The sequence below is a fragment of the Marimonas lutisalis genome, from assembly GCF_005434965.1.
GTDB lineage: Bacteria > Pseudomonadota > Alphaproteobacteria > Rhodobacterales > Rhodobacteraceae > Marimonas_A > Marimonas_A lutisalis.
The window spans coordinates 420,791-447,017 of record NZ_SKCI01000004.1; the positions used below are offsets into that span (position 1 = coordinate 420,791).

A 26,227-nucleotide genomic window follows, 5' to 3' on the forward strand; every position below is an offset into this window, starting at 1 on the left:
TTGCCGCAACATGTGGAACGATGCCGCGCCTATCCGCTTGAAATCTAAACTTTATTTCAAACGCTCCGCGTGCTAGGCTGCTCTTGCAGAAAAAGCCAGTCGGAAAACCGGCGGCGCGAGAGGCAGAAAGGCGGAATACCATGCGGATGCGTGGCAGGCACCCGGCCAAAACCGGGCTATTCATCATTGCAGCGATCTGGATGTTTGTGGTGCTCCCGCTTTCGGCAGCTGCCGCGCCCTATGCCGCGCTGGTCATGGACGCGCGCACCGGCAAGGTGCTGCACGCACGCAACGCCGATACCCGCCTGCACCCGGCATCGCTGACCAAGATGATGACGCTCTACATCGCTTTCGAGGCAGTCGAACGCGGCGAGATTGACCTCGACACGATGGTGCGCATCTCGAAGAACGCAGCCGCCGAACCGCCCTCGAAACTTGGGCTCAAGGCTGGCCAGAGGATCAAGCTGCGCTACCTCCTCCGCGCCGCAGCGGTGAAGTCGGCCAATGATGCCGCCACCGCAATCGGCGAAGCGATCGAAGGCTCCGAAGCAAAATTCGCCCGCCGGATGAACCGCACGGCCAAGGCGCTGGGTATGACCCGCACCACCTTCAAGAACGCCCATGGCCTTACCGAGTCCGGCCATCTCTCCACCGCGCGCGATATGACGATCCTCGGGCGCCACGTGCTCTACGACTACCCGCAATACTACAATCTCTTCTCCCGCCGCTCGACCAATGCCGGCGTGCGCGAAGTCGCCAATACCAACCGCCGCCTGCTGGCCGCTTACAAGGGCGCCGACGGGATCAAGACGGGCTATACCCGCGCGGCCGGCTTCAACCTCGTCGCCTCGGCCGAACGCGGCAACGAACGCGTCATCGCCACTGTGTTCGGCGGCCGGTCCTCGGCCTCGCGCAACGCCAAGGTCGCAGAATTGCTCGATCTCGGGTTCCGCCGCTCCCCGTCCAACGCGCCCGTGCGCAAACCCGATGCCCCGGTCTATGCCGCGACTGGCTCTGGCAGGGCCGCCCCAGGCACCGCCGGCAAGACGATCCGGCTCGTCACCGCCGTGCGCAAGAGCCTGCGTCCCGTCGCGCGCCCCGGCAGCACCGAACCGGCCCCGGTTATCGTCGCCGTCAAGGACGACATCACCGAGGCGCTCGCGGCGGCGAAAGCAGTTACCAAGACACCTGCGCCGGAAAAAACGGCGGACGCCGCCCCGGCTCCAGCCGCTCCTCCGGCGAAAACGCCCAAGGCCCGTCCCAGCGATCTGGTCCTCGCCGCGGCCGCACCGGCGGATACCGCCGATCCCCAGCCAGAAGTGGTCACGCGCATTTCGACCTCGGGCGGGCGTCACTGGGGCATCAATGTCGGCCGCTATGGCAGCCGCTACCAGGCCGAACGCGTATTGCTGAAAACGGCGCTCAATGAAATGGCCACGCTCGATGGTTCGCTTCGCAAGGTGATAAAGCGAAATTCCGGCTATGATGCGAATTTCATGGGCATGTCGCGCGATACCGCCGAGCTCGCCTGCCGTCGTCTTCAGGCCCGAAACGTCACCTGCTTCATGATCGGCCCCGGCTGACAACAGGGATTGCGCCGCGTGTTCCACGCGTCGCGGCGGGGCGAGGCCTCGGCTAACGCCTCGGCCCCGCCGTGCCATCACCCGCGTTCCCGCTTCTCCTCCGTGGCGCTGGCAGACAGGTTTGTTCAATGAGTATTTTTGCCAAGAAAGAGCCGATCAGATGCTCTTTCTTGGTCCAAATACTCGAAATCCACCGTCTCGGTTTGCGCGCATGTCAACGCCTTGCACCAAGCCCCCCGGGGCTGCCGGGGCGGGTGGGTGGGCGGCGGGCCCGGGGGGCGACCCATCGCACGCATCATTAACTGAAAAAAGCGTCAAGACTTGCCGCGGTGCAGCGGTGCACGGATGTCAGCCGGGCGGCAGCCGTGGATCACCCCCGGGCCTTTGCTACGCCGCGGCGGCGTTAACCCCTGCGAGCGCCGTGGTTACTGTTTGGGTTTGTCGTCGTATTCACCCGACAGGATTCGGCGCGCATCGCCTTCGGGGTCGTCATATTGGTTCGTGCGCACCGTGTAGACGAAGAACAGCAGCCCGACACCACCGAGGATCAGTGAAATCGGGATCAGGAAAACCAGGATGTTCATCGGGTTACCTCAGTCGGAGTGCATTCAGCGACACCGTAATGGATGAGGCCGACATCGCCAAGGCCGCGATCAGCGGCGTCGCCAGTCCCGCCACTGCGAGCGGTACCGCGATGATGTTGTACAGCGTTGCGATGCGGAAGTTTTCCCTGATCCGCCGGATCGCCGATCCTGCGGTCCCCAACGCGCTGCCGATCGGTTCGAGGTCCCCTCCGAGAAGCACGATGTCACTCGCCACCCGCGCCGCATCGAGCGCGCTGGCCGGCGAGATCGAGACATGCGCTGCCGCCAGCGCCGCTGTATCGTTGAGCCCATCGCCCACCATAAGGACATGGCGGCCTTCCTTGGCCATGGCCTGAACACGCGCCGCCTTGTCCGCAGGCAGCGCCTCGGCCAGCCAGTGCGGGATGCCCAACCGCCCCGCCATCTCCTCCACCGCCGCGGTGGTGTCGCCTGACATCAGGTAGACATCCTTGCCCGCCGCCTTCAGCGCCGCTACGGCCTCTTCGGCGCCATCGCGCAAGCGATCTGTGAACTCGAAGGCCTGCGGCGCTTCATCGCCCACTCTGAGCCAGGCTGCCGTGCGCGAAATCCGTGGCGCATCGACCCAGCTGGCGCGGCCAAGGAACACCTCACGCCCGTTCCAGACGCCCCTGGTGCCATAGCCGGGAACTTCGGTAATCTGCGATACATCCTCGGGGCTGAAACCCGCAGCCCGCGCCGCAGAGGTCAGCGACATGGCGAGCGGATGCGATGAGCTTTCCGCCAGAGCCAGCGCGATACCGATATCGCGCGTCGAGACCTGTCCCAGGTTCATCACCTCGGGCGCACCGGCCGTCAGCGTACCGGTCTTGTCGAAGACCACGGTATCCACCTGCGCCAGGCGCTCCAAGGCGGTCGAATGTTTGATCAGCATCCCCTTGCGGAACAGCCGCCCCGACGCTGCTGTCGTCACCGCCGGCACGGCAAGGCCCAAGGCACAGGGGCATGTGATGATCAGCACGGCAGCCGCGATATTCAGCGCGGTGCGCACGTCGAAAGTGAAAAGATACCAACCGACGAAGCTGAGTGCCGACAGGATATGCACGCCGGGCGCATAAAGCTTGGCCGCGCTGTCCGCGAGAGAGGTGTAGCGGGATCGCCCCGACTCGGCGATGGCGACAAGATCGGCCATACGGTGAAGCGAAGTTTCCTCGCCCACAGCGGTGGCCCGAACGGTCAGCGGCCCGGTCAGGTTGACCTCGCCCGCCGATACCGCCTGGCCCGGCCCGCCATAAACCGGGATCGTCTCACCAGTCAGAAGGCTGCGGTCAATCTCGGATGTGCCGGCGACAATCTCGCCGTCCACCGGCATGCGTCCGCCAGGGCGCACCAGGATAAGGTCACCCACCGTCAGCTCGGCCACGGGCACCTGGCGCTCTTCTCCATCCTCGATCCGGAAGGCGCGCGGCACTTCCAGCGCTGCCAGTTCCTCGGCGGCAGAGCGGGCGATCGCACGGGTGCGGTGATCCAGGTAGCGCCCGGCTAGAAGGAAGAAAGTCAGCGCCAGCGCGGCGTCGAAATAGGCATGTTCGCCCGAAAGCGAGGTTTCCCACAGAGAGGTCACAACCGCCAGAACGATAGCCAGCGTGATCGGCACATCCATGTTCAACCGCGCATTCTTCAGCGCGGCCCAGGCATTGCGAAAAAACGGCTGACCCGAAAAAGCGATGGTCGGCAGCGTGATCGCCGCCGAAATCCAGTGAAACATGTCACGCGTCGCATCCGCCGCCCCAGACCATACCGAGACCGACAAAAGCATCACGTTCATCGAGGCAAAACCCGCCACTGCCAGCCGCATCAGGAGTTCGCGACCGGCCTTATCGGTTTGCGTTGCACTCAACGTACCGACGTCCAGTTCGTGCGCCTCGTATCCGATGCGGTCCAGCACGCCGATCAGGTCCTCGGGCATGACATCGGGTTCGGCTTCGATGGTCGCGCGTTTCAGGGTCAGGTTGACCCGCGCGCTGGTCACACCCGGGTGATCGGCCAGCGCTCGTTCAATCGCGACGATACAGGCGGCACAGTGCACCGCAGGCACCGACAGGGCGATGCGCACGTCCTTCTGTGCCTCGCGCTCGGCCAATGCCTCGGCCGCTGGGGCCGCGTTGCAGGCCGGGCAGGCCGAGATATTGGGGCGCATCGTTGCGGTCATGGCGTTACTTCGTGTTCACCTTCACACGCATTCTGTATTCCGTGCCATCCTGGGCAAAGGCCACCATGCGCAAGTCCCAGTTTCCGTCTTCCAGCTCGACCGGCGCGACATAAGCCTTGCCGTCGAAGACAAAGGCCGGTTCGCTATCTTCCTTGACATGGGTGGGTCGGCCCAGGATCGCGTTCAGTTCGGCCACCTCGACGGGCTTGCCTGCCTCATCGGTGATCGAAAGGACCAGGTTTTCATCCACGACGTCGGCAGAGACATCCCAGCCCAAGGCCTCTTGCGCGGCGCGCCGTTCATCGAATTCCTGGCTGGCAACATAGGAGTTCTTCACCTCCAGCCCCGGGAACGTGCGCACGGCGCTGACGGCCAGAACGACATTCACGCCAATGATCACCGAAAAGGCTGCAACAAACCCGATCAGGACGTGCTTGCCAGTAATCTTGCGCTCCGCCATCAGTTCGCCCTCCCGTTGAATACCGTATCCTTGAAGGCACGTTCACCATTGGTCACGTCTTCCACCCAGAACCGGAAATCGACGCGCTCGCTTTCGGCCGGGACCGAGCCCTTGGGCGCCACCACGTAAACGCGGACCGGCTTCGCCGTGTCGGGCGGCACGGTAACCGTTTCATAGGGGCTGCCTTCGATCTGAACGCGCAGCGCCGGATCACCCTTGACCGTCAGGCGGAACGGCCGTTCCTCGCCATGCTTGTTGCGCAGCTTGATCTCATAGACATTGCGGATCGAGCCATCGGACAGCGTCACATAGGTCGGGTTACGCACAGGCGCGACCGTCATGTCGATGTCCGAACGCATGAAGAGCGCCACGACCAGACCGACACCCACCAACCCCCAAAGCGTGGTGTACAACACGGTGCGCGGGCGGAAGACGTGTTTCCAGATGTTCTTGGCCTTGCCACCGGCGCGCTCGGCGTTTTCATCCGTCAGCGCCATATAATCGATCAGGCCGCGCGGCTTGCCGACCTTGTCCATCATCTCGTCGCAGGCATCGATGCACAGCGCGCAGGTGATGCATTCCAACTGCTGACCATCGCGGATGTCGATGCCCATCGGGCAGACATTCACGCAGGCATTGCAGTCGATGCAATCTCCCAGGCCGTCGCGGGCTTTGCCCTTGCCCCGCGGCTCACCGCGCCATTCACGATACGCGACGGTGATCGTGTCCTCGTCCATCATCGCCGCCTGGATACGCGGCCACGGGCAGGCATAGATACAGATCTGCTCGCGTGCGAACCCGCCGAAGAAAAAGGTCGTACCGGTCAGAACGGCAATCGTCGTATAGGCGATCGGATGTGCATTGAGCGTGAACAGGTCCCGCATCAGCGTGGGCGCGTCGGCAAAGTAGAAAACCCAGGCGCCGCCCGTGGCGACCGCGATCAGAAGCCATGAAATCCATTTGGTCAGGCGTAGCCGCGCCTTTCGGAAATCCCATTTCTTCTGCCGGTGCAGCCGCAGCCGTGCGTTGCGGTCGCCTTCGATCCAGCGTTCGACCAGGATGAACAGGTCGGTCCACACCGTTTGCGGGCAGGTATAGCCGCACCATACCCGGCCCAAGGCAGAGGTGAACAGGAACAAACCCAGCCCGGCCATCACCAGAAGGCCCGCGACGAAATAGAATTCATGCGGCCATATCTCGATCCAGAAGAAGTAGAAACGGCGGTTGGCCATGTCGATCAGAACAGCCTGGTCCGGCAGGCTCGGACCGCGGTCCCACCTGATCCACGGGGTCAGGTAGTAGATGCCCAGCGTCACGATCATGATGATCCACTTCAGGTTACGGAACTTGCCGTAGACCTTTTTGGGAAAAATCGGCTCTCGCGCGGCGTAGAGTTGTTCGGGTTCGGCTTGGCTCACGGAATCACTCCGATACTACACGTTTCATCTGGGTTCTTCTCACAGTCCCGCCGCAGCGCGACCTTGACCTGCATCAAATTCTGAATCTAATACTTACCTATTCACGAAAAAGTGCCGCGCGACCACGTGGCACTCAAATGCACGAAAGCCGCCTCTCGGCGGCTCTGCGGATACCCCGACCCGGGGTTAGATGGCACCGGCCTTCCAGGAAACGCGCGAACAGGACGGAAGGGCCGGTGCCTTATCCGGGGGCCGAAGCCCCCGGAATTCTGTTTATTCGCCACCACCGAGCTGGTGGACATAGAGCGCGACGGCGCGGATCTCGGCCTCCGACAGGCGCCCCGCGGGCGACGCGGCTTCCGACCACGGCGGCATCACGCCGTAACGGCTGTTCGTCACCGTTTCCATCAGCGTGTCGTAGTCACCACCATAGAGCCAGATCGCGTCGGTCAGGTTCGGCGCACCCTGTGCACGGTCGCCGGTGCCGTCTTCCATGTGGCACGAGGCACAGTTTTCCTCGAACACCACGGCACCCGCTTCGACCTCGGCGGCATCCTGTGCTTCGCCCGAAAGCGACATCACGTAGTTAACCACCTGTTCGATCTGTGCCGGCTCAAGAAGCTCGTCGCGACCAAAGGCAGGCATTTCCGAGTAACGCGCATCTGCGTCATCCTCGTTCCGGATGCCGTGGCTGATGGTATAGTGAATCTCTTCGATATCACCGCCCCAGAGCCAGTCGTCATCCTGAAGGTTGGGATAACCTTTGGCACCTGCGGCACCCGAACCATGACACTGGGCACACCAGGTCTGGAACACGGCCGCACCGGCCGACCGGGCATAGCCATAAAGCTCACTGTCGGTCTGGTTCACAAAGGACGCCAGTTCAACCGATTCCAGTTCGCTGTTGGCCGGCGCGTTGCGCTCTGCCACGTCCGCGATCTCGGCGGCCACATTGGCCCGGGTCGACCAGTTCTTGTAGCCCGAGGTGGCTTCGTTGATCAGCGGCCATGCGGGATAGGCGATCGTGTACCAGATCCCCCAGATGATCGTCAGGTAGAAGATCCAGACCCACCATTTCGGCAGCGGATTGTTGAACTCCTGAAGGTCTTCGTCCCAAACGTGACCGGTGGTTTCAACGTCACCGTTCTTCTTTTCAGGTTGTTTTGCCATGTCTTACGCCTCCTTGGCGTCCCGCGCGGGCGCGGGCTTGTCTTCGTGCCGGAACGGGATGTTTGCCACGTCGCGGTAGGTCTTCGAGCTCCCGGGCCGGAACAGTACCCAAAGGACCATTCCGACAAAGAAGGTGAAGAGAGCGAGAAGCATCCAGCTGTCGGCGAACTCACGCAGAAGGGAATATGTTTCCATCTTTCCCTCCCTTACCGCGTGCCGGTGTGCTCGAATGTCGAGAAGTCGACCAGCGTGCCCAGCATCTGCAGATAGGCGACCATCGCGTCCATCTCCGAGATTCCCGGCTTGCCGTCGAAGTTGCGCACTTGCACCTTCTCGCCATAGCGCTCGAACAGGCCATCGGTGTCCGCCCAGGGATCGGCCTGGGCAGCAAAGTCCTCCTGCCCGTTTTCCAGCATCTCGTCCGTGTAGGGCACGCCGACAAAGGCATGCGTGGCCATCACGTCCTCGATGTACTTGCCATCGATCATCCGGTTTTCCAGGAACCCGTATTTCGGCATCACCGATTCAGGCACCACCGACTGCGGGTTGCGCAGGTGATCCACGTGCCACTCGTCCGAGTAGCGGCCGCCGACGCGGGCGAGGTCGGGCCCCGTCCGCTTCGAACCCCACTGGAACGGGTGGTCGTACTGGCTCTCAGCCGCCAGGCTGTAGTGACCATAACGCTCAACCTCGTCCCGCATGGGCCGGATCATCTGGCTGTGGCAGACATAGCACCCTTCGCGGATGTAGATGTCGCGCCCGGCCAGTTCGAGCGGGGTGTAGGGGCGCATGCCGTCCACATCCTCGATCGTGTTTTCCAGCCAGAACAGCGGTGCGATCTGCACGATGCCGCCGATGGTCACCACCAGGAAGGCAAAGATGGCCAGAAGCGTGACGTTCTTCTCAAGAACTTGGTGTTTGTCGAGAATTGCCATGTGTCCGGCCCTCCTTATTCAGCCGGGACCAGATGGTTCGTGGCTTCTACAGCCGGCGAACGCTTCACGGTCATCCAGAGGTTATAGGCCATGATGATCGCACCCAGCAGGTAAAGGATACCGCCGGTGCCGCGCACCACGTACATCGGGAACTTCGCGGCCACGGTGTCGGCGAACGAGTTCACGAGGAAGCCGTTTGCGTCAACTTCGCGCCACATCAGGCCTTCCATGATCCCCGTCACCCACATTGCTGCGGCGTAGAGGATGATGCCAATGGTAGCGAGCCAGAAGTGCCAGCTCACGAGGCGCAGGCTGTAGAGCCGCTCCTTGTTCCACAGCTTCGGCACCAGGAAGTAAAGCGCCCCGAAGGTGATCATACCGTTCCAGCCCAGCGCACCCGAGTGCACGTGACCGATGGTCCAGTCCGTATAGTGCGACAGCGAGTTCACCGCGCGGATCGACATCATCGGACCCTCGAAGGTCGACATGCCGTAGAAGCCGACCGAAATCACCATCATGCGGATGATCGGATCGGTGCGCAGCTTGTCCCAAGCGCCCGAAAGCGTCATCAGGCCGTTGATCATGCCGCCCCAGCTGGGCATCCACAGCACGACCGAGAACACCATGCCCAGCGTCGACGCCCAGTCAGGCAGCGCGGTATAGTGCAGGTGGTGCGGACCAGCCCAGATGTAGATGAAGATCAGCGCCCAGAAGTGGATGATCGACAGCTTGTAACTGAAGACCGGCCGCTCGGCCTGTTTCGGCACGAAATAGTACATCATTCCCAAAAAGCCCGCGGTCAGGAAGAAGCCCACCGCGTTGTGGCCGTACCACCACTGCGTCATGGCATCCTGCACGCCGCTGAAGACCTGAACCGATTTCGACCCGAAGATCGACACCGGAATGGCCAGGTTGTTCACCACGTGCAGCATGGCCACCGTGATGATGAACGAAAGGAAGAACCAGTTCGCCACATAGATATGCGGCTCTTTGCGCTTCATGATCGTGCCGACGAAGACGAGAAGGTACATCACCCAGACGATGGTCAGCCACCAGTCGACATACCATTCCGGCTCGGCGTATTCCTTCGATTGGGTTGCCCCCAGCAGATACCCGGTCGCCGCAAGGACGATCACCAGTTGATACCCCCAGAACACGAACCAGGCGAGGTTGCCGCCCCAAAGCCGCGCGGCGCTGGTACGTTGAACCACGTAGAACGAGGTCGTGATCAGTGCGGTGCCGCCAAATGCGAAAATCACCGCGCTGGTGTGCAAGGGACGAAGACGCCCGAAGTTGGCATAGCCCTGCGCCCACTCGAAGTTGAGCTGCGGAAACGCCAACTGGAACGCAATTGTCACGCCCACAAGAAAACCGACGACGCCCCAGAAGGCAGTCAGAATGACACCGGCGCGAACCGGCCCATCCATGTACTCGCCCGAAAGGTCACCAGCCGGAACCGGCTCGCCCGTGCGGCGCAGCGTCCAAAGAAAGACCCCCGCGGCGACCAGCGCTACTGTCAGCGCGTTCACCATGTAGGCCACGTCACGTGCGTAATTTGCTGCGATCAAGGCCAGAACCGTGATCACACCAAGCACGATCAGCTTGATATAATTACCCATTTTTCGTCCCTTCGTCTTGCCCGGCGCGATTCGTTCTCCCGCGCAGGGGGATTTGACTGCGTGCTTAATGGGCCTCCCGGGGGCAAGACCGCCTTGATCTGCATCAAAATTGGTGCCGTGTTTTCCTGATACGCATCAAAGTCGCACCCGGCAAAGCAAGCTAGCCTGAGCAAAACCCTCTGCAGGAGTCCAAAATGGCCTACAAATCGCTATTCTCGGTTCTGACCGACCCCAAACTGGCCGAGAATGTTCTCGCGCACGGTATTGCCATCGCCGACGTGATCGATGCGCATCTCGACGTGTTGTGCCTTGGCGTCGATCGAAGCCAGACTGGCTACTATTACGCTGGCGCCAATGCCATGGTGCTTCAGGAAACCATCAACCGCGCACAAGAGGAATCAGAGGAAATCGAGGCCAAGGCCATCGACGTCCTGAAATCCTCGGGCATCCGCTGGGGCACGGATACCGGCGTTGCGCAACTGGCCGATATCGGCCGCCACGTTGCTGCCCATGCCCGTTTCTCAGATCTGGTCATCCTGCCGCAGCCTTACGGTGAAAACCGGGGCGCCGAGCTCGAGCCCGTCGTCGAGGCGGCCATGTTCGAGGGCCAGACACCGGTTCTTGTCGTACCCGACGAAGGCGCGCCGCGGCCCAAGCCCAAGCGGGTCATGATCGGCTGGAACGAAAGCAGCGAGGCGCTGAACGCCGTGCGCGCGGCTCTTCCGGTGTTGACCTATGCCGAGGCCGTGCATGTTGTGGTGATCGACCCGCCCGCGCACGGGCCTAACCGGTCCGATCCCGGCGGACTTCTGTCGCAATACCTGTCGCGCCACGGCATCCGCGCCGAAGTGGATGTGCTGTCGAAAACCCTGCCGCGCGTATCCGACGTGCTGATGCGCCATGCCTCCGATATCGAGGCCGACCTGATCGTCATGGGCGCTTATGGCCATTCCCGCTTCCGCGAGGCGATCTTGGGCGGCGCGACCCGCTACATGCTGGAACAGGCCAAGCTGCCGGTCTTCATGGCGCACTGAGCCATATCCGGTCACGAAAAAGGAAAGGGCGCCCGTTCCGGCGCCCTTTTCATTTGTGGTCCGGAGCCAGCTTTAGACCAGCATGCCACCGTCGCTGTCGTCGCCCGCCTCTTCCATCAGAACCGAAATATCCGGCACCGTCACATGACGCTTGCCTTCAAGGTGGATAATGCCATCACGCTTCAGCGCGCTGATCTGGCGGCTCACCGTTTCCAGCGTCAGACCCAGGTAGTCGGCCATCGCCTCGCGCGTCAGCGGCAGATCGAAAACCAGCGGTCCATCCATCGTAACCTTGCGCAGTGTCGCATCGCGCCGCGCAACGATCGAAAGAAGACTGGCGATCTTTTCCCGCGCGGTCTTGCGGCCCAGAACCAGCATCCACTCGCGCGCCGCATCCAGTTCGTCCAGCGTCATTTCCAGCAGGCGCTGGGCAATGTGCGGCGTGGTTTCCATCATCGTCTCGAACGGCTTCTTGCGGAAACAGCACATCGTCAGATCGGTCGTGGCCACGACGTCATAGGCCGCACCTTCGCGCCCCGGGCGCCCCACGAAATCGCTGGGCAACAGAAGGCCCACCATCTGGGTCCGCCCGTCCTCCATCGTCTGCGTCAGCGACGCAATGCCGGAAACGACTGTTCCGACGAAATCCATGCGGTCGCCTGACCAGACGACAGTCTGCCCGGCCTCGAAACTTCTGTAATACTTGAACTCCTCCAATTCGGCGAGTTCATCGGGTTCGCATCGCGCGCAAACGGCACGGTGTCGAATCGGGCAATCCACACATTCGTGCGGAACCGCAACTATGTCGTCTTTAAGCATATAAGATCTCGTTCGCGCGTCTTGATCTGTGTCAAAGATATACAGGTACACACTCTTTAACGCTACGCCGATGGTTACGAAAACGCAACTCGCCCAAATGGGTCTATTTGACGCGAAAGTACCGCGGTATACGAGTTATCCTACCGCGCCGCACTTCGATGCGTCCGTAGACGAATCACATTTCCGCAGCTGGATCGGCGAAATCGCGCCCGGGTCCGGGATATCGCTCTATGTTCACGTGCCTTTCTGCCGCAGGTTGTGCTGGTTCTGCGCCTGCCGCACGCAGGGTACGCAAACCGATGCGCCCGTTCTGGCCTATCTCGAAACCCTGAAAACCGAAATCGCGATGCTGGGCCGGCAACTGCCCGACGGTGTGAAACTATCGCGCCTGCATTGGGGTGGCGGCACGCCTACGCTGCTGACGGCCTCGATGATGACTGACCTGGCCGGCGCCATCGCCGACATTGCGCCGTTTGCGGAAAACTACGAATTCTCGGTCGAAATCGACCCGAACGAAGTTGACGGTCCGCGGCTTGATGCGCTCGCCGCGGCGGGCATGAACCGGGCTTCGATCGGGGTGCAGGACTTCGACGACGCGATTCAGAAGACAATCGGCCGGATCCAGAGTTTCGACGTCACCCGCGATGCCGTCGAGGAAATTCGCGCCCGCGGGGTCACATCGCTGAATGCGGACATCCTGTTCGGCCTGCCCGACCAGTCCAAGGCACGCATCACCGAAAGCGTGCAGAAACTCCTCGCGCTGTCGCCGGACCGGGTGGCGCTTTACGGCTATGCCCATGTGCCCTGGATGGCCAAGCGCCAGCAGATGATCCCGTCAGACAAGCTGCCAACGCCGCAAGAGCGCCTGGAGCTGTTCGAAACCGCGCGCAAGCTGTTCCTGTGGGACAATTACGCCGAGATTGGAATCGACCATTTTGCCGCTCATGGTGACGGCCTCGAAGTGGCGCAGCGAAACGGTACGCTGAGGCGCAACTTCCAGGGCTACACCGATGACACGTCCGAAGTCCTCATCGGCCTCGGCGCCTCGTCCATCTCGCGCTTTCCGCAGGGTTATGCGCAGAATGCACCGGCCACCTCGGCGCATACCACGGCCATACGCGATGGGCGCTTCTCGACCGCGCGCGGCCATGTCTTCAGCGCCGATGACAAGCTCCGCGCGCGCATGATCGAGATGCTGATGTGCGATTTCCGGATCGACGCCGTCGAGATTCTCCGCGACTTCGACATCACGCAGGACCGCCTGGCGCAGATGTTCAGCGCCGTCCAGGCCGAATTCCAGGGCATTCTCAGGATCACCGACATGGGCCTGACGATCCCGGTCAAGGCCCGCCCCCTGACCCGGATGATCGCCCGGGCGTTCGACGCATACGATCTCTCCAAGGCCGGGCACAGCTCGGCGATCTAGGCCAGGACGGGCGGTCGGATGCGCATCGCCACACTCAACGTTCAGAACATGCGCCTGCGCCACGGACCGCAGGGCGATGCGCTCGATGGCGCGCGCGACCGCGATTCCCATCTTGATACCGGCCCCGCAGCCGGCTTGCTCGATTCATATGACAGGCAACTGACCGCGGCCTTGATCCGCGATACCGATGCCGATGTGCTGGCCCTGCAGGAAGTCTTCGATGCCGAAACGCTCGACCATTTCCACGATCACTACCTGCTGCCCTCCGGAGCAGCGCCCTATCCGCATCGCATCTGCCTGCCGGGCAATGACGGGCGCGGCCTCGATCTGGCTCTTCTCAGCCGCATCGCGCCCGACCGGGTTGAAAGCCATGCCGCGCTCACCCCACGCGATGCTGGCCTCGGCCTTGAGAGCAGGCTTGATCCGGATGTGCCCCTCTTCCGCCGCGATTGTCTCGAGGTCGAAATCGGGGAACTGACCCTGTTCATCTGTCATTTCAAGGCACCTTACCCCGATGTTGAAAAGGCCTGGCAGGTGCGCCGCGCCGAAGCCCTGTCAGTGCGTCACCTGATCGAAACACAGTTTCCCGATCCTGCCTCTGCGCTCTGGCTGGTGCTCGGTGATCTCAACGATCCGCGCGATACGCCTAAGGGGCGGGACCGCGCGATTGCACCGCTGTTGCCGCCCTTCTCCGTCAACCTGCTCGACCGGGTGCCAGAGCAGGATCGCTGGTCCTGGTACCAGCCAGAAGAGGGTGTCTATGCCTGCCCCGACAAGATGCTCGCCTCGCCTGCTCTGGCCCATCGCTTTCCCGAGGCGAGGCCCTCCATCCTGCGCGAAGGTCTCGGGCATGAAACCCGGCGCTACGGCGGTCCCTTCCTGCCCGGCACCGGCACCCACAGGCCCCATGCCAGCGATCACGCGGCCCTGTCGGTCCGGTTTCCCGGCCTTTGACATGGTGCATTTCGTGTTAGGCTCCATCCGGGAAGGAACTGATTTGCGCAAAACTCTTTTCGCGATATGCGCCGTGGTCGCGGCAAGCGCGGCAGACGCCAGCCAACATACAGCCTGCGACACCCGCAACGTGACCGTGATCGCCAACGATCCAGAGGTTTCGTCGCGTGTTTGCACGGTCGCGGACCGCGCACTTGCCAGGCTCGAAAAATGCAACCTGCGCCAGACCCAACCCATCACCATCGAAATCAAGGCACAGCTGGAATACGGCCATCCGGCCTGCCTTGGGGCATTTGTCTGCGCCGAAAACCGGGTCGAACTTCTGCCCCCTTCGCAGATTTCCGACCAGATGGATGACACCCACGCTTTCGCCGGCCTTTCCGCAACAGATCTGTTCGACAGCCTGATCGTCCACGAACTGACCCATGCGCTGGTGTTTCAGACGGCAGGTGACGAAATGCCCACGGTTTCCGCCAACGAATACATCGCCTACGCGCTGCAGCTCGACTCCCTGTCCGCGCCCAATCGCCGCCTCGTTCTGCAAAGCCACCCAACCGGCACGCCGGTCATGGCGGATGATCTCAACGACATGGTCCTGATGTTTTCGCCGGGGCTCTTCGCGGCGCGCGCCTGGCTGCATTTCAGCGCGCCGGGCCACGGTTGCGACTTCGTCAAACGCCTGCTCGAGAACGAAACCCGGCTGAACCCCGGTGGGTATTGACCCTCAGAACACCCGCAAACCTGTAAAGCCGCGAACCTGTGCCACCACGTCGCGGTGGTGTGCAGGTGCTCAGGCGGTCAGATCCAGCGCGGCATGCAGCAATGTCTGGGCATAGTCGGTCTGCGGGCTCTCGAAAAGTGCCTGTGCCTCGCCGGCCTCGACGATATCGCCCTGCTTCATGACGATCATCTTGTGGCTCATCGCGCGCACAACGTTCAGGTCATGGCTGATGAAAAGATAGGCCAACCCGTATTTCACCTGCAGGTCGCGCAGCAGGTCGACGATCTGCACCTGCACCGTCATGTCCAGCGCGCTTGTCGGTTCGTCCAGAACCACCAGCCGCGGCCGCAGGATCATCGCGCGCGCAATCGCGATACGCTGGCGCTGACCACCCGAGAATTCATGCGGATAGCGGTCCATCGTGGCAGGATCCAAACCCACCTCTTCCATAACCTCGGCCACCAGCTCGCGCTCGGGCCGGCCACCAGGGTTGCCATGCACGCCCAGACCCTCGGCAATGATCTGTTCACAACTCATCCGCGGGCTCAGCGATCCGAACGGATCCTGGAACACGATCTGCATCTCTCGCCTCAGATCGCGCAGTTTCCTGGTCGACCATTTCCGCACGTTCTGCCCATCAAAGGTGATCCCGCCTTCCGACGAAATCAGCCGCATGATCGCCAGCGCCAGCGTCGTCTTGCCGCTGCCCGATTCGCCCACGATGCCCAGTGTCTCGCCCGCGCGCACGTCGATCGTGGCGTCGTTCACGGCCTTCACGTGGCCCACTGTGCGCTTCAGGAATCCCCTCTGGATCGGGAACCACACCTTCAGATGCTCGGTCTGAACGATCTGTTTTGCACCCTCCGGCACCGGCGCCGGCTGGCCCACGGCCCGCGCGCCCAACAGCTTCTTGGTATAGGGGTGCTGCGGGTTGGCGAAAATCTCCTTGGTCGGCCCGCTCTCGACGATCTCGCCATCCTTCATCACGCAGACCTTGTCGGCGATCCGCTGCACGATGCCCAGGTCGTGGGTGATGAACAGCAGGCCCATGTTCTCGGTGCGCTTCAGCTCGGCCAGCAGTTCCAGGATCTGCGCCTGGATCGTTACATCCAGCGCTGTTGTTGGCTCGTCCGCGATCAGGATGTCGGGCTTGTTGGCCAGCGCCATGGCGATCATCACCCGCTGCCGCTGCCCGCCCGAGAGCTGGTGTGGATAAGCGCCCAGCCGGCTTTCGGCATCGCGGATACCAACCTTTTCCAGCAGTTCCAGGATACGCTTGCGCGCCGCGTCGTTCACCAACCCCTGGTGCAGCGCCAGGCTCTCGGCCAGCTGCTTTTCGATCGTGTGCAGCGGGTTCAGGCTGGTCATCGGCTCCTGGAAGATGAAACTGATGTCATTGCCGCGCACCTTGCGCAGCATCGCTTCGTCCGCGCCGATCATCTCCTGCCCGTCATAGGTGACGGACCCGCTGATCTGGGCGCTCGCCGGCAACAAAGACACGGTGCTCAGCGCCGTGACCGACTTGCCGGATCCGCTCTCGCCCACCAGCGCCACGGTCTCGCCACGGTCCACGGTAAAGGAGACGCCTCTGACCGCCGGGTTCACCTTGCCGTCCTGCCGGAAGCCGACCGACACGTTGCGCACATCCAGAAGGCTCATTGAAAGGTCTTCCTCGGATCGAACGCATCGCGCACGCCTTCGAAGATGAAGACCAGAAGCGACAGCATGACAGCGAATGTGGTGAACGCGGTAAAGGCCAGCCACGGCGCCTGAAGGTTCTGCTTGGCCTGCAGCGTCAGCTCACCCAGGCTCGGCGCGCTCGATGGCAGGCCAAAGCCCAGGAAATCGAGGCTCGCCAGAAGCCCGATCGTGCCGGTGACGATGAAGGGCAGCATGGTCAGCGTCGCCACCATCGCGTTGGGCAGCATGTGGCGGAACATGATCGTGGTGTTGCTGACGCCCAGCGCTTTGGCCGCACGCACGTATTCCAGGTTGCGCGCCCGCAGGAACTCGGCCCGCACCACGCCCACCAACGCGGTCCAGCCGAACAGCACGGTGATGAACACCAACAGCCAGAAACTTCGCCCCAGCACCGCGAACATGATGATGATCACGTAGAGCTGCGGCGTCGCGCTCCAGATTTCGATAACGCGCTGGAACACCAGGTCCAGCCAACCGCCGAAATATCCCTGTACCGCACCCGCAGCGATGCCGATGGCGCTGGCCAGCACTGTCACGATCAGCGTGAAGAGCACCGAAAGACGGAAGCCATAGATCACGCGTGCCAGCACATCGCGCTTGGTATCGTCCGTGCCCAGCAGGTTGCCCTCGCCCGGTGGCAGGGGGGCTGCGCCGGGCCGGTCCACGCTCGTGTCATAGGAATAGGGAATGACCGGCCACAGCGCCCAGCCCTTCTCGATAGCCTCGCCCTCGATCATCCCGTCCTGCGCGTCCTCAATATAGGCTTCGGGATCATCGAAACACAGGTCCAGTCCCCCGGTCTCGATCAGGCAGCGCACCTCGGGGTCGCGATAGACTGCCTCGGTTTTGAAATCGCCTCCGAAGGTCGTCTCGGGGTAGAAATTGAAGATCGGCATGTAAATCTCGCCCCGGTACTTCACCACGATCGGTTTGTCATTGGCGATGAACTCGGCAAACAGCGTGATCCCGAACAGCAACAGGAAAATCCAGAGCGACCAGAAGGCCCGCCTGTTGCGCTTGAAATTGCGCCAGCGGCGTTGGTTCAGCGGTGAAAGCGCCACTACCCCTCCCTCCGCTCGAAATCGATCCGCGGATCCACCAGCACATACATCGCGTCACTCAGGATGCCCACGACCAGACCGATCAGGCCGAATATGAACAGCGTGCCGAACATCACCGGGTAATCCCGCGCCACCGCCGCCTCAAACCCCAGCCGTCCCAGACCGTCGAGCGAGAAGATCGTCTCGATGATCAGGCTGCCGCCGAAAAAGACGCCGATGAACACCGCCGGGAAACCCGCAATCACGATCAGCATCGCGTTGCGGAAGACGTGGCCATACAAGACCTTGCCCTCGCTCAGCCCCTTGGCCCGCGCGGTCATCACATAGTGTTTCTTGATCTCATCAAGGAAACTGTTCTTGGTCAGCAGCGTCAGCGTGGCAAAGGCCGCGATGGTCGACGCCAGAACCGGCAGCGCGATGTGCCAGAAATAATCCAGCACCTTGCCGATCATGCTCAGATCCTCGAACCCGTCGCTCGTCAGCCCCCTAAGCGGGAAAATCTTCCAGTAGGAGCCGCCGGCAAACAGCACCAGCAGCAGGATGGCGAACAAAAAGCCCGGGATCGCATAGGCCACGATGATCGCGCCGCTGGTCCATGTGTCGAACGGGCTGCCGTCCTTGACCGCCTTGCGGATGCCCAGCGGGATCGACACGATATACGCGATCAGTGTCGACCACAGGCCCAGCGTGATCGAAACCGGCATCTTTTCCAGCACCAGGTCGATCACGCTGATCGAGCGGAAATAGCTCTCACCGAAATCCAGCCTTATGTAGTTCCACATCATGTTCAGGAACCGCTCCAGCGGCGGCTTGTCGAACCCGAACTCCTTCTCCAGCTGTTCGATGAATTCCTTGGGCAGGCCGCGCGCGCCGACGTATTTCTCGTCCCCGCCCGAGCCGACAAAGAAATCGTCGCCCACAAGGTCCGAACCGCCCGCCTGCTCGCCACCTCCGCCGGCAAAGCCCGAAAACACGTCACCCTGGCCCTGAACCTGCGCCAGGACCTGCTCAACCGGGCCGCCGGGGACGAATTGGACCAGCGTGAAGTTGATGACCATGATCCCGATGAGCGTCGGGATGATCAGCAGCAACCGCCGTGCGAAATAGGCGCCCATTCGCCGCTTACCTCAACGCGCCCGAGGCCCTGAGCGCCTCTGCCTTCTCGGGATTGACCCACCAGAAATCCAGCACACCCAGGTCAAAGGGCGGCAGCGGGTCGGGGTGTTCATACATGTCCCAGTAACTCAGCCAGTGCTTGTCCTTGTACCACGTCGGCACCATGAACCGCTCGTAGCGCAGAACGCGGTCCAGCGCCATCAGCGCCGTCTGCTCTTCCTCGCTGGTTTCCGATTCCAGCGCCGTGTCGATGATCTTGTCCACCAGCGGGCTGGCCAGCCCGGCCGGGTTAAAGAGGCTGATCGCCGCCTCGGCCGAACCATAGCGCTGATGCAGGCCCGTTCCCGCCTCGAGGAACGGGATATAGGCGTCATAGATCATGTCGTAGTCGAAATCGCGCTCCAGGAGCGTGTATTGCGCCGGGTCGATCGCGTTCACCTGCGCGTCGATCCCCATCCGCTGCAGGTTCTTCGCGAACACCTCGATCGCCGCACTCAGTGTCGACGGGAAACTCGACGGGATCGGGAAATCAATCGTGAAGACCCGGCCCTCGGCATTGCGGCGCATGCCGTCATCACCCACGGCCCAGCCCGCCTCGTCCAGAAGCTTCATCGCCCGGCGCAGGTTGCGCCGGTCCGTCTGCCGCTCGCCCTTCGACGTATGCGCCATCACCGCCGGTTCGTTCAGCACGGCGTCGGGCACCAGATCACCCAGCGCTTCCAGCAAGGCGCGCTCGGCCCCTTCTGGCACGTCCTTGGCCTCGTGCGGGGCGTTCTGCACGAACGAGTTTCGCTGCGCGAACAACCCGTATTGCAGCGACGCATTGGTCCATTCGAAATTATAGGCCAGCGCGATCGCCTCGCGGATGCGCGGATCAGCGAACTTGTCGCGCCGCAGGTTGAAGATGAACCCGGTGGGCGACGGCGGCACCCCGTCGGGCAGTTCCACCACCTTCACCTCGCCACGCTTGGCCGCCGGGAAGTCATAGCTCGTGGCCCATTTCTTCGGATCGCTTTCCTGCCGCACCGTGTATTCACCGGCCTTGAATGCCTCGAAGGCCGCGCCGTCATCGGCGAAGTACTCCACCCGGATCTCATCGAAATTGTGCCGGCCCTTGTTGATCGGCAGATGCCAGCCCCAGTAGTCGGGGTTGCGTTTATAGACAACGCGCCGGCTGATATCGAAGCTCTCCAGAACATACGGCCCCGATCCCGGCGGGTAGGTCAGCCGCGATTCATCCAGCCTCGCGCCTGTCTCCTCGTACCACTTGCGCGAAAACACGGGCGTGCTGCCCACCTGATCAACCAGGCTGCGCCGCGAAATCCCCTCGGCAAAGGTGAACTTCACCGTGTGATCGTCCAGCGCCTCGGCACTCAGCACCCGTTTCTTCACCGCGATGGCGTAAGAGGGCAGGCCCTGCTCAAGGAACAGGTTGTGGCTGAACACGACATCATGCGCCGTCACCGGCGTGCCATCCGAAAACCGCGCCTCGGGCCGCATATGGAAAATCACCCAGGTCTTGCCCTCGTCATATTCCAGGCTCTCAGCCAGAAGCCCGTAGTTTTCGCCGTAGGCATCCGCCGGTCCATCACCCAGAAGGCTCTCGTAGGTGCTCCAGATCAGCGTGCCACTGGCGCGCCCCTTGCGGGTGTAGGGGTTGAGCGAGTCGAAGGTGCCCAGCGAATAGAGAACAATTTCGCCCCCTTTCGGCGCGTCCGGGTTCACGTAGTCGAAATGCAGAAAATCGGCCGGATATTTCAGATCGCCGAAATAGGAATACCCGTGGCTCTTGATCACCTTCTCCTGCGCCAGCGCGGGCAGCGCCCCCAGCGTGATCAGCAACAGCCCCAGGAAAAACGCCTCGAGTTGCGCTCGCAGATGTCGCGTGCGCGCAATCACGCGGGCCTGCGGTTCGATCGGGGGGCGGCGATGGGGCATCGTGCTCTTCCTCCTGTTGGACCGGCCCTGGATCATGGCCGCTTATTCTGACCCAAGCTAATGGGCAGGGGCAGTCACATTCAAGTTGCGAAAATGTAAACTGGATGTGAGAGAGCAAAGAAATGGCCGCCATTCCCTGCGGAAGGCGGCCATTCCGGTTCGAATCAGGCGTCGATCAATCGTCGAGACTGTCGAGATACGCGATCAGGTTGGCCCGGTCGGTGTCCTTTTTCAGGCCACCAAAGCTCATCGAGGTACCGGGTGCGGCGCCCTTCGGGTTGGCCAGGAACGCGTCCAGGTGCTCCGGCGTCCAGGTATCACCAACCTGGTTCAGGCTGCCCGAGTAGTTGAAGCCCTCGGCCCCACCGATTGCACGGCCGACAACACCGTAGAGGTAGGGGCCGGTTCCATTCGCGCCTTGTTCAAGCTTGTGGCAGGCCTTGCACTTGGCAAACACCTTTGCGCCCTTGCCCACATCGGCCGATGCCAGCAGTTCCTCGAAGGTCGGGCCCTGCTCTTGCTCGCCGCCGTGGTCATCGCCGCCTTCGACCTCGATCACGTAACCGGCGTGGTGTTCCTCATCGCCATGTCCGCCGCCCATCGAGTACAGCGACTCGGCTGCCCACTTGCCCAGCATGAACACCAGGAGTGCTCCGCAGAAGGCGCCGATAATCTTGGTAGAAGTCATCGTGTCAAACATTGGCCCGTTTCCGAATTGGTCTCGTTTCGGCGCGTATCTATCCGCTTCCCCTTGGACAAAGCAAGGTGTAGTTTCCGCGACCAATCGCCCTTTTGGTGGCAAACTGACAGGAAATTGATCCAGATGACCCAGCGCATCGCGTTTCAGGGAGAGCCCGGCGCCTACAGTCACGAGGCTTGCCACAAGGCCCGTCCGGGCTTCGAAGCCCTGCCCTGCCACACCTTCGAAGAGGTGATTTCCGCCGTGCGCGACGGCGAAGCCGACTGTGCGATGCTGCCGGTGGAAAACTCCACTTATGGCCGTGTGGCCGATATTCACCGACTTCTGCCGGAAAGCGGCCTGCATATCGTCGACGAGGCGTTCGTGCGCGTCCGCATCAGCCTTCTGGCCAGTCCGGAGGCAAACCTCGAAGACATCCACACCGTGCGCGCGCACCTGGTGCTGCTGCCGCAATCAGCCAATTTCCTGAAACAGCACGGCATCAAGGGGATCGCCGCAGCCGACAGTGCCGGGGCCGCAGCCGATCTCGCCCGGCTTAAAACCCCGGGCGAAGGCGTGCTTGCCTCGGCCCTGGCCGGCGAAATCTACGGGCTCGACATCCTTGCCCGGGATATCGAGGACCACGGCCACAACACCACGCGTTTCGTCATCATGGCGCGCGAACCCGATTATTCGCGCCGTGGAAAACTCGGCATGATGACAAGTTTCGTTTTCGAAGTGCGCAACATCCCTGCCGCGCTCTACAAGGCAATGGGCGGTTTCGCCACGAACGGCGTTAACATGACCAAGCTGGAAAGCTACATGGTCGACGGCTCATTCACCGCCACGCGGTTCTGGGCCGATATCGATGGCCACCCCGACGATCCGGCCGTGCAGCGCGCGCTGGAAGAGCTCGATTACTTCACCTCGCATCTCGAGATCATGGGTGTCTATCCCGCCGACCGCGAACGCTGATCCCGATCAGGCCATGCGGCCTTCATAGCGTTCCTCGGTCGTCTTGGCGAATTCGGCCACCCGGATCTGGAACCGCTTGTTCAGGTTGTTGCGTGCCAGTTTCAGCGATTGCACCAGCAGCCGCGCCGACAGGTTCTGCGGTTTCAGTTCCAGTTCAAGGCCCAGTCGCGTGCGCTGACGCGACAGCGCCACAAGGTCAACAACCATGTGGCCTCCCATGTTGGGCGAACGGCTCTCGAACATCATGCGATGCGGAAGATCGTAATCCGTCAGTTCAATCTGCAACTGGCGCGTTTTGCCGCGCAGCGGAAAGGCAATATCCCATGCCATGCCCGTTCCGGGTTCGCTCAGAGCATCCAGCCTTGAAACCTCGGCGCCACGCCGCATCGCCTGCCGCTCGAACCCGTCGAAATCCGACACCACGCGGAACACGTATTCCAACGGTGCTGCAATGTCTTCCTTGGTTTCGAATTTCATCTGCCCGGTCGCCCATCTGCTTTCTTTTTTAGGTTTCAGTTTCACGTCAATCCAGCCGATCCGCAAGCCAGTTCCAGAGAATGAAATGCGCGATTGCGCCCTTGCGCGCCGGCTTCAGGAACGGATGCCGCCCGGCAAAGGCATCGGCGATCTCTTCGCGTGTAAACCACTGTGCCGTTTCGATTTCCGCCGGGTCGATCTCGATCTCCTCGCTCAGCGCCTCGCCCCGGCAGCCGAACATCAGCGAACTTGGATAGGGCCATGGCTGCGACGCCAGGTATTCCACCGCACCCACCTCGATGCCGGTTTCCTCTGCGGTCTCCCGGCGCACCGCGGCCTCGATCGTCTCGCCCGGCTCGACGAACCCCGCAAGCAGCGAATACATGCCCTCGGGCCAGCCGTGGCTGCGGCCCATCAGCACCTTGTTGCCCCGCGTGATCAGCATGATCACAACAGGATCGGTGCGGGGAAAATGCTGGGTCTTGCAGGATGGGCAACTGCGTTGCCAGCCTGCCATGATCATTTCACTTTCCTTCCCGCAGCGCGCACAGAACCGATGGCTGCGATGCCAGCTCATGATCGCCTTCGCCGTCGCGGCCAGCTCGGCATCACGCGCCGAAATCCGGGTCATCACCCCGCGCAATTCGCAAAATGCGCTGTGTTCCGGCGCGGCGGGATGCACCTGCTCGGTCGGATCGAAAAAACCACCCATGGCATTCTCGTCCACCTCCACGGGCTGCCAGCGCGAAATGTCATGGGCAAAGACCGCCGCCCCATCCCCAAGTCCCAGCAGAACCGGCGGCGCCGAGGCATCCTGCAACATCGGGTGATCCATCGGAACGCGCACGACATGGTCGCGCCCCTCGCCCCCGAACAGCGGCTTGCTGCGCCATAACAGGATGGTCCGGCTCTCGGGCGCCTTCATTGCCGCGTCCAACGCCTCGGCATTTCCGCGCAGATGCGCCGCCCGGTCCAGCCCGGACCCCCCGAATGTCACCGTTTCCGCAAGACGCATACCACTCTCCCTCAATCGCGGTTTCGCACGTTTCCGCAAGTCAGGCAATTGCACATGTCTCGCGTGCAAGTTGCGCAAATATCACCCATTAAGTGTATGTGATCGCGTAATAAGATCTTTAAGTTGTGTCGCGTTCCGCGTTGACTTAAAATTTCGTGAAAATGAAATCGCGCTGCCACGCCTGCATGCCCTGCGGGCATAGGTGCGGGGCCGTTTTTGCGTTCTGTGTCCTCGGTTGCGGGAAGTTTCCGTATCGCACAATGGTGGCTCGTGTCTTTTGGCAGACAAATCTCAATTTGCCCGGTTGGATGTCAGGTTTCTGCACACCACCGATCTGCATGGCGCCCTTGGCGAAACGGATGATACCGCCGGTCCCGGCAGGGACCGTCAGGGCCTGGTTCATTTGGCACCCTTTGTCCGCCATGCCCGTGCCAAAGCGCGAAACTGCATGCTTTTCGATACCGGCGACACTTTGCAGGGCACCTTGATCTGCGATCTTGTCGCGCGCGGCGACCTCGACATGCCGCCGCCGCACCCGATCATCCGGGCGATGAACGCGCTCGGCTATGACGCCGCCGTCCCGGGCAATCACGATTTCGACTATGGCGCAGCCTTCTTCCTCGACAGTTTCCGCCATGCCCGGTTTCCGCTGACCTGCTGCAACCTTCTCAACAAGGGCGATGCCGCGCCACGCGAACGTTCTGCCCTGCCGTCACACCTGGTTCTGTCCCGACGGTTCACCGATACCGCCGGTGTGCCGCACGATCTGCGGATCGGCGTGATCGGCTGCCTGCCACCTAAAACACTGGAATGGGATCACCACCTTTCGGTCTCCTACGACATCCCCGACATGGTCGACAGTGTGCGCCAGGAACTCACAACCCTACGCGCAAAGGGTTGCGATCTGACTGTCGTTCTGGCGCATTCCGGGCTCGACACGCCCGGCACGGACGGCCGCGAAAACGTGCTGCTCGCGCTGGCCCGCCTCGATGGAGTCGACGCGGTTTTCGGCGGCCACACGCACCAGGCGTTTCCCGGCCCCGCCGGCGCCGCCCTGCCCGATCTCGACGAAAAAAACGGTCTCTACCACGGCACCCCCATCGTCATGAGCGGCACCTCGGCCAGCCACCTGGGCGTTGTCGACTTGTCGCTTGCCGCCATGGACAAGGGCCGTTGGCAGGTCACCGCGCGATCCGCCCGGCTGCTACCTGTGCGCGACGGAAACCGCCCCGCGCTGCCGCCCGATCCCGAAATCGCCTCCATTTCCCGCGCCACCCATGATCGCGCGCAGGGCTTCATGAAGCAGAAGGTCGGCGAAACACGTCGTCCGCTGACCAGTTTTTTCTCGCTCATGGCCAACGACAGCGTTCTGCAGCTCGTGGCGGATGCTCAGGCCGCTTATCTGCGCGATATCCGCCGCCGCGCAGGCCTGCCCGACCTGCCGATCCTGTCCGCAGCGGCGCCGTTTCAAACCGGGGCCGCCGGGCCGGATCACTATTGCCACGTCCCGACCGGGCCGCTGACACAGCACAGCCTTGCCGATCTCTACTGCTACCCGAATGCCTTTTGCGCCGTTCTGGCCGATGGCGCCGCGCTGCGTACCTGGCTCGAGCACAGCGCCAGCGTGTTCAACCGGGTCACACCCGGCTGTCCCGTCGTTCAGCCCCTGCTCGACGATGCCGTTCCCGGCTACAGCTTCGATGTCATCTCGGGGGTGACTTACCGGATCGACCTGTCGCAACCGGCGCGGTTCGATGCCACCAGCCGCCTGCAGAACCCAGAAGCGCGCCGGATCACCGATCTGCGCTGGAACGATGCCCCGGTGACGGACGACATGCGATTTCTCGTCGCCAGCAACAGCTTCCGCGCCCATGGCACAGGCTTTCGCCGCGATCATGGCTATGAAACGCCCCCCGCCATCGTGCTCGAAGCCGCCACCTGGAACCGCGATATCCTTCGCGACTACGTGCAACGCCACAGCCCGCTCGATATTGCGCCCCGCCCGATCTGGTCCTTTGCCCCGCTTGGTGGCGCCCGCGCGCTGATGCGCACCGCGCCGGCCGCCCGCGCGTATCTCGACGATCCCGCGCTGCCGCTTGTCGAAGATTTGGGCGACACGGAAGAGGGCTACATGCTGCTGCGCCTCACGCTATAGGCCGCCTTGCGAATCCCGCCGCGCCGTCCTATATCCCGGATCGAGAGGTTGGCGCGGGCAAGCGCCTCGCCAACCCGGTCAGGTCCGGAAGGAAGCAGCCGTAACGAGCCCCGCTTGGGTCGTTGTCCAGCCTCTCACCCGATTTTCCCGAAATCAAAAAGCACGTGCAGCCGCAATGCGGCTGCGCCGGGCGCGC

24 protein-coding genes and 1 other RNA gene are annotated in these 26,227 nt (G+C 62.3%); 8 read left to right on the top strand and 17 right to left on the bottom strand.

Annotated features, from left to right (window positions below):
* Positions 1 to 200 precede the first annotated feature (200 nt).
* Positions 201 to 1,583: a D-alanyl-D-alanine carboxypeptidase family protein gene (locus tag E0501_RS17860; protein ID WP_235857898.1), complete on the top strand. Its 1,383-nt coding sequence runs from the start codon at positions 201 to 203 to the stop codon at positions 1,581 to 1,583.
* Positions 1,584 to 2,008: 425 nt separating this feature from the next.
* Here E0501_RS17860 and ccoS read toward each other — a convergent pair whose 3' ends face one another.
* From ccoS to ccoN, 8 genes are all read right to left on the bottom strand, one after another.
* Positions 2,009 to 2,167, bottom strand: a complete 159-nt coding sequence (gene ccoS / locus E0501_RS17865) for a cbb3-type cytochrome oxidase assembly protein CcoS (RefSeq protein ID WP_137702752.1) — start codon at positions 2,165 to 2,167, stop codon at positions 2,009 to 2,011.
* A 4-nt stretch (positions 2,168 to 2,171) separates the two neighbouring features.
* Entirely contained in the window at positions 2,172 to 4,358 is a 2,187-nt protein-coding gene (locus tag E0501_RS17870) for a heavy metal translocating P-type ATPase (protein ID WP_137702753.1), read from the bottom strand.
* A gap of 4 nt (positions 4,359 to 4,362) precedes the next feature.
* A complete protein-coding gene (locus tag E0501_RS17875; protein ID WP_170222789.1) occupies positions 4,363 to 4,818 on the bottom strand; it encodes a FixH family protein in 456 nt (151 codons plus the stop codon).
* On the bottom strand, positions 4,818 to 6,236 hold the full coding sequence (gene ccoG, locus E0501_RS17880) for a cytochrome c oxidase accessory protein CcoG (RefSeq protein WP_137702755.1): 1,419 nt from the start codon (positions 6,234 to 6,236) through the stop codon (positions 4,818 to 4,820). The genes E0501_RS17875 and ccoG overlap by 1 nt, the downstream gene beginning before the upstream one ends.
* 273 nt (positions 6,237 to 6,509) lie before the next feature.
* A complete protein-coding gene (gene ccoP, locus E0501_RS17885; protein ID WP_137702756.1) occupies positions 6,510 to 7,406 on the bottom strand; it encodes a cytochrome-c oxidase, cbb3-type subunit III in 897 nt (298 codons plus the stop codon).
* Between the two features lie 3 nt (positions 7,407 to 7,409).
* The gene (locus tag E0501_RS17890; protein ID WP_137702757.1) at positions 7,410 to 7,601 is read right to left on the bottom strand and encodes a cbb3-type cytochrome c oxidase subunit 3; all 192 of its coding nucleotides are present in this window, start codon (positions 7,599 to 7,601) and stop codon (positions 7,410 to 7,412) included.
* Positions 7,602 to 7,612: 11 nt separating this feature from the next.
* On the bottom strand, positions 7,613 to 8,341 hold the full coding sequence (gene ccoO, locus E0501_RS17895; protein WP_137702758.1) for a cytochrome-c oxidase, cbb3-type subunit II: 729 nt from the start codon (positions 8,339 to 8,341) through the stop codon (positions 7,613 to 7,615).
* 14 nt (positions 8,342 to 8,355) lie between these two features.
* The gene (ccoN, locus tag E0501_RS17900; protein ID WP_137702759.1) at positions 8,356 to 9,960 is read right to left on the bottom strand and encodes a cytochrome-c oxidase, cbb3-type subunit I; all 1,605 of its coding nucleotides are present in this window, start codon (positions 9,958 to 9,960) and stop codon (positions 8,356 to 8,358) included.
* 194 nt (positions 9,961 to 10,154) lie between these two features.
* Here ccoN and E0501_RS17905 point away from each other — a divergent pair, with 194 nt between their 5' ends.
* On the top strand, positions 10,155 to 10,994 hold the full coding sequence (locus tag E0501_RS17905) for a universal stress protein (protein ID WP_137702760.1): 840 nt from the start codon (positions 10,155 to 10,157) through the stop codon (positions 10,992 to 10,994).
* A gap of 72 nt (positions 10,995 to 11,066) precedes the next feature.
* On the opposite strand, the gene fnrL is transcribed toward E0501_RS17905, so the two are convergent.
* Positions 11,067 to 11,813 carry a transcriptional regulator FnrL gene (gene fnrL / locus E0501_RS17910; protein WP_137702761.1) on the bottom strand — a complete coding sequence of 249 codons (747 nt, stop codon included), beginning with the start codon at positions 11,811 to 11,813 and terminating at the stop codon, positions 11,067 to 11,069.
* 70 nt (positions 11,814 to 11,883) lie between these two features.
* Between fnrL and hemN the strand changes: the two genes are divergently transcribed.
* From hemN to E0501_RS17925, 3 genes are all read left to right on the top strand, one after another.
* Entirely contained in the window at positions 11,884 to 13,239 is a 1,356-nt protein-coding gene (gene hemN, locus E0501_RS17915) for an oxygen-independent coproporphyrinogen III oxidase (protein ID WP_137702762.1), read from the top strand.
* 18 nt (positions 13,240 to 13,257) lie between these two features.
* Positions 13,258 to 14,193 (top strand): endonuclease/exonuclease/phosphatase family protein, encoded by a 936-nt coding sequence (locus E0501_RS17920; protein WP_137702763.1) that lies wholly within the window; start codon positions 13,258 to 13,260, stop codon positions 14,191 to 14,193.
* 73 nt (positions 14,194 to 14,266) lie between these two features.
* Complete coding sequence (locus E0501_RS17925; RefSeq protein WP_137702764.1) at positions 14,267 to 14,914, top strand: DUF6639 family protein; 648 nt, start codon at positions 14,267 to 14,269, stop codon at positions 14,912 to 14,914.
* A 69-nt stretch (positions 14,915 to 14,983) separates the two neighbouring features.
* Here E0501_RS17925 and E0501_RS17930 read toward each other — a convergent pair whose 3' ends face one another.
* The 5 genes from E0501_RS17930 to E0501_RS17950 all read right to left on the bottom strand — a co-directional run bounded on the left by E0501_RS17930 (position 14,984) and on the right by E0501_RS17950 (position 21,430).
* On the bottom strand, positions 14,984 to 16,573 hold the full coding sequence (locus tag E0501_RS17930) for an ABC transporter ATP-binding protein (RefSeq protein WP_137702765.1): 1,590 nt from the start codon (positions 16,571 to 16,573) through the stop codon (positions 14,984 to 14,986).
* A complete protein-coding gene (locus tag E0501_RS17935; RefSeq protein ID WP_137702766.1) occupies positions 16,570 to 17,676 on the bottom strand; it encodes an ABC transporter permease in 1,107 nt (368 codons plus the stop codon). The genes E0501_RS17930 and E0501_RS17935 overlap by 4 nt, the downstream gene beginning before the upstream one ends.
* Positions 17,676 to 18,791, bottom strand: a complete 1,116-nt coding sequence (locus tag E0501_RS17940; RefSeq protein WP_137702767.1) for a microcin C ABC transporter permease YejB — start codon at positions 18,789 to 18,791, stop codon at positions 17,676 to 17,678. Before E0501_RS17940 ends, E0501_RS17935 begins: the two co-directional genes overlap by 1 nt.
* 7 nt (positions 18,792 to 18,798) lie before the next feature.
* Positions 18,799 to 20,730 carry an extracellular solute-binding protein gene (locus E0501_RS17945; RefSeq protein ID WP_137702768.1) on the bottom strand — a complete coding sequence of 644 codons (1,932 nt, stop codon included), beginning with the start codon at positions 20,728 to 20,730 and terminating at the stop codon, positions 18,799 to 18,801.
* 175 nt (positions 20,731 to 20,905) lie between these two features.
* Positions 20,906 to 21,430, bottom strand: a complete 525-nt coding sequence (locus E0501_RS17950; RefSeq protein ID WP_137702769.1) for a c-type cytochrome — start codon at positions 21,428 to 21,430, stop codon at positions 20,906 to 20,908.
* 123 nt (positions 21,431 to 21,553) lie between these two features.
* Between E0501_RS17950 and E0501_RS17955 the strand changes: the two genes are divergently transcribed.
* Positions 21,554 to 22,384 (top strand): prephenate dehydratase, encoded by an 831-nt coding sequence (locus E0501_RS17955; protein ID WP_137702770.1) that lies wholly within the window; start codon positions 21,554 to 21,556, stop codon positions 22,382 to 22,384.
* A 6-nt stretch (positions 22,385 to 22,390) separates the two neighbouring features.
* On the opposite strand, the gene E0501_RS17960 is transcribed toward E0501_RS17955, so the two are convergent.
* From E0501_RS17960 to E0501_RS21295, 3 genes are all read right to left on the bottom strand, one after another.
* Complete coding sequence (locus E0501_RS17960; protein ID WP_137702771.1) at positions 22,391 to 22,861, bottom strand: SRPBCC family protein; 471 nt, start codon at positions 22,859 to 22,861, stop codon at positions 22,391 to 22,393.
* Between the two features lie 46 nt (positions 22,862 to 22,907).
* Positions 22,908 to 23,876 carry an NAD(+) diphosphatase gene (nudC, locus tag E0501_RS17965; protein WP_137702772.1) on the bottom strand — a complete coding sequence of 323 codons (969 nt, stop codon included), beginning with the start codon at positions 23,874 to 23,876 and terminating at the stop codon, positions 22,908 to 22,910.
* 145 nt (positions 23,877 to 24,021) lie between these two features.
* On the bottom strand, positions 24,022 to 24,279 hold the full coding sequence (locus tag E0501_RS21295) for a hypothetical protein (RefSeq protein ID WP_170222788.1): 258 nt from the start codon (positions 24,277 to 24,279) through the stop codon (positions 24,022 to 24,024).
* On the opposite strand from E0501_RS21295, the gene E0501_RS17970 reads away from it, so the two are divergent.
* The gene (locus E0501_RS17970; protein ID WP_161594657.1) at positions 24,181 to 26,031 is read left to right on the top strand and encodes a 5'-nucleotidase C-terminal domain-containing protein; all 1,851 of its coding nucleotides are present in this window, start codon (positions 24,181 to 24,183) and stop codon (positions 26,029 to 26,031) included. The two genes, E0501_RS21295 and E0501_RS17970, sit on opposite strands and share 99 nt — an antisense overlap.
* A gap of 42 nt (positions 26,032 to 26,073) precedes the next feature.
* Positions 26,074 to 26,170: signal recognition particle sRNA small type (ffs, locus tag E0501_RS17975), an RNA gene on the top strand.
* Positions 26,171 to 26,227 lie beyond the last annotated feature (57 nt).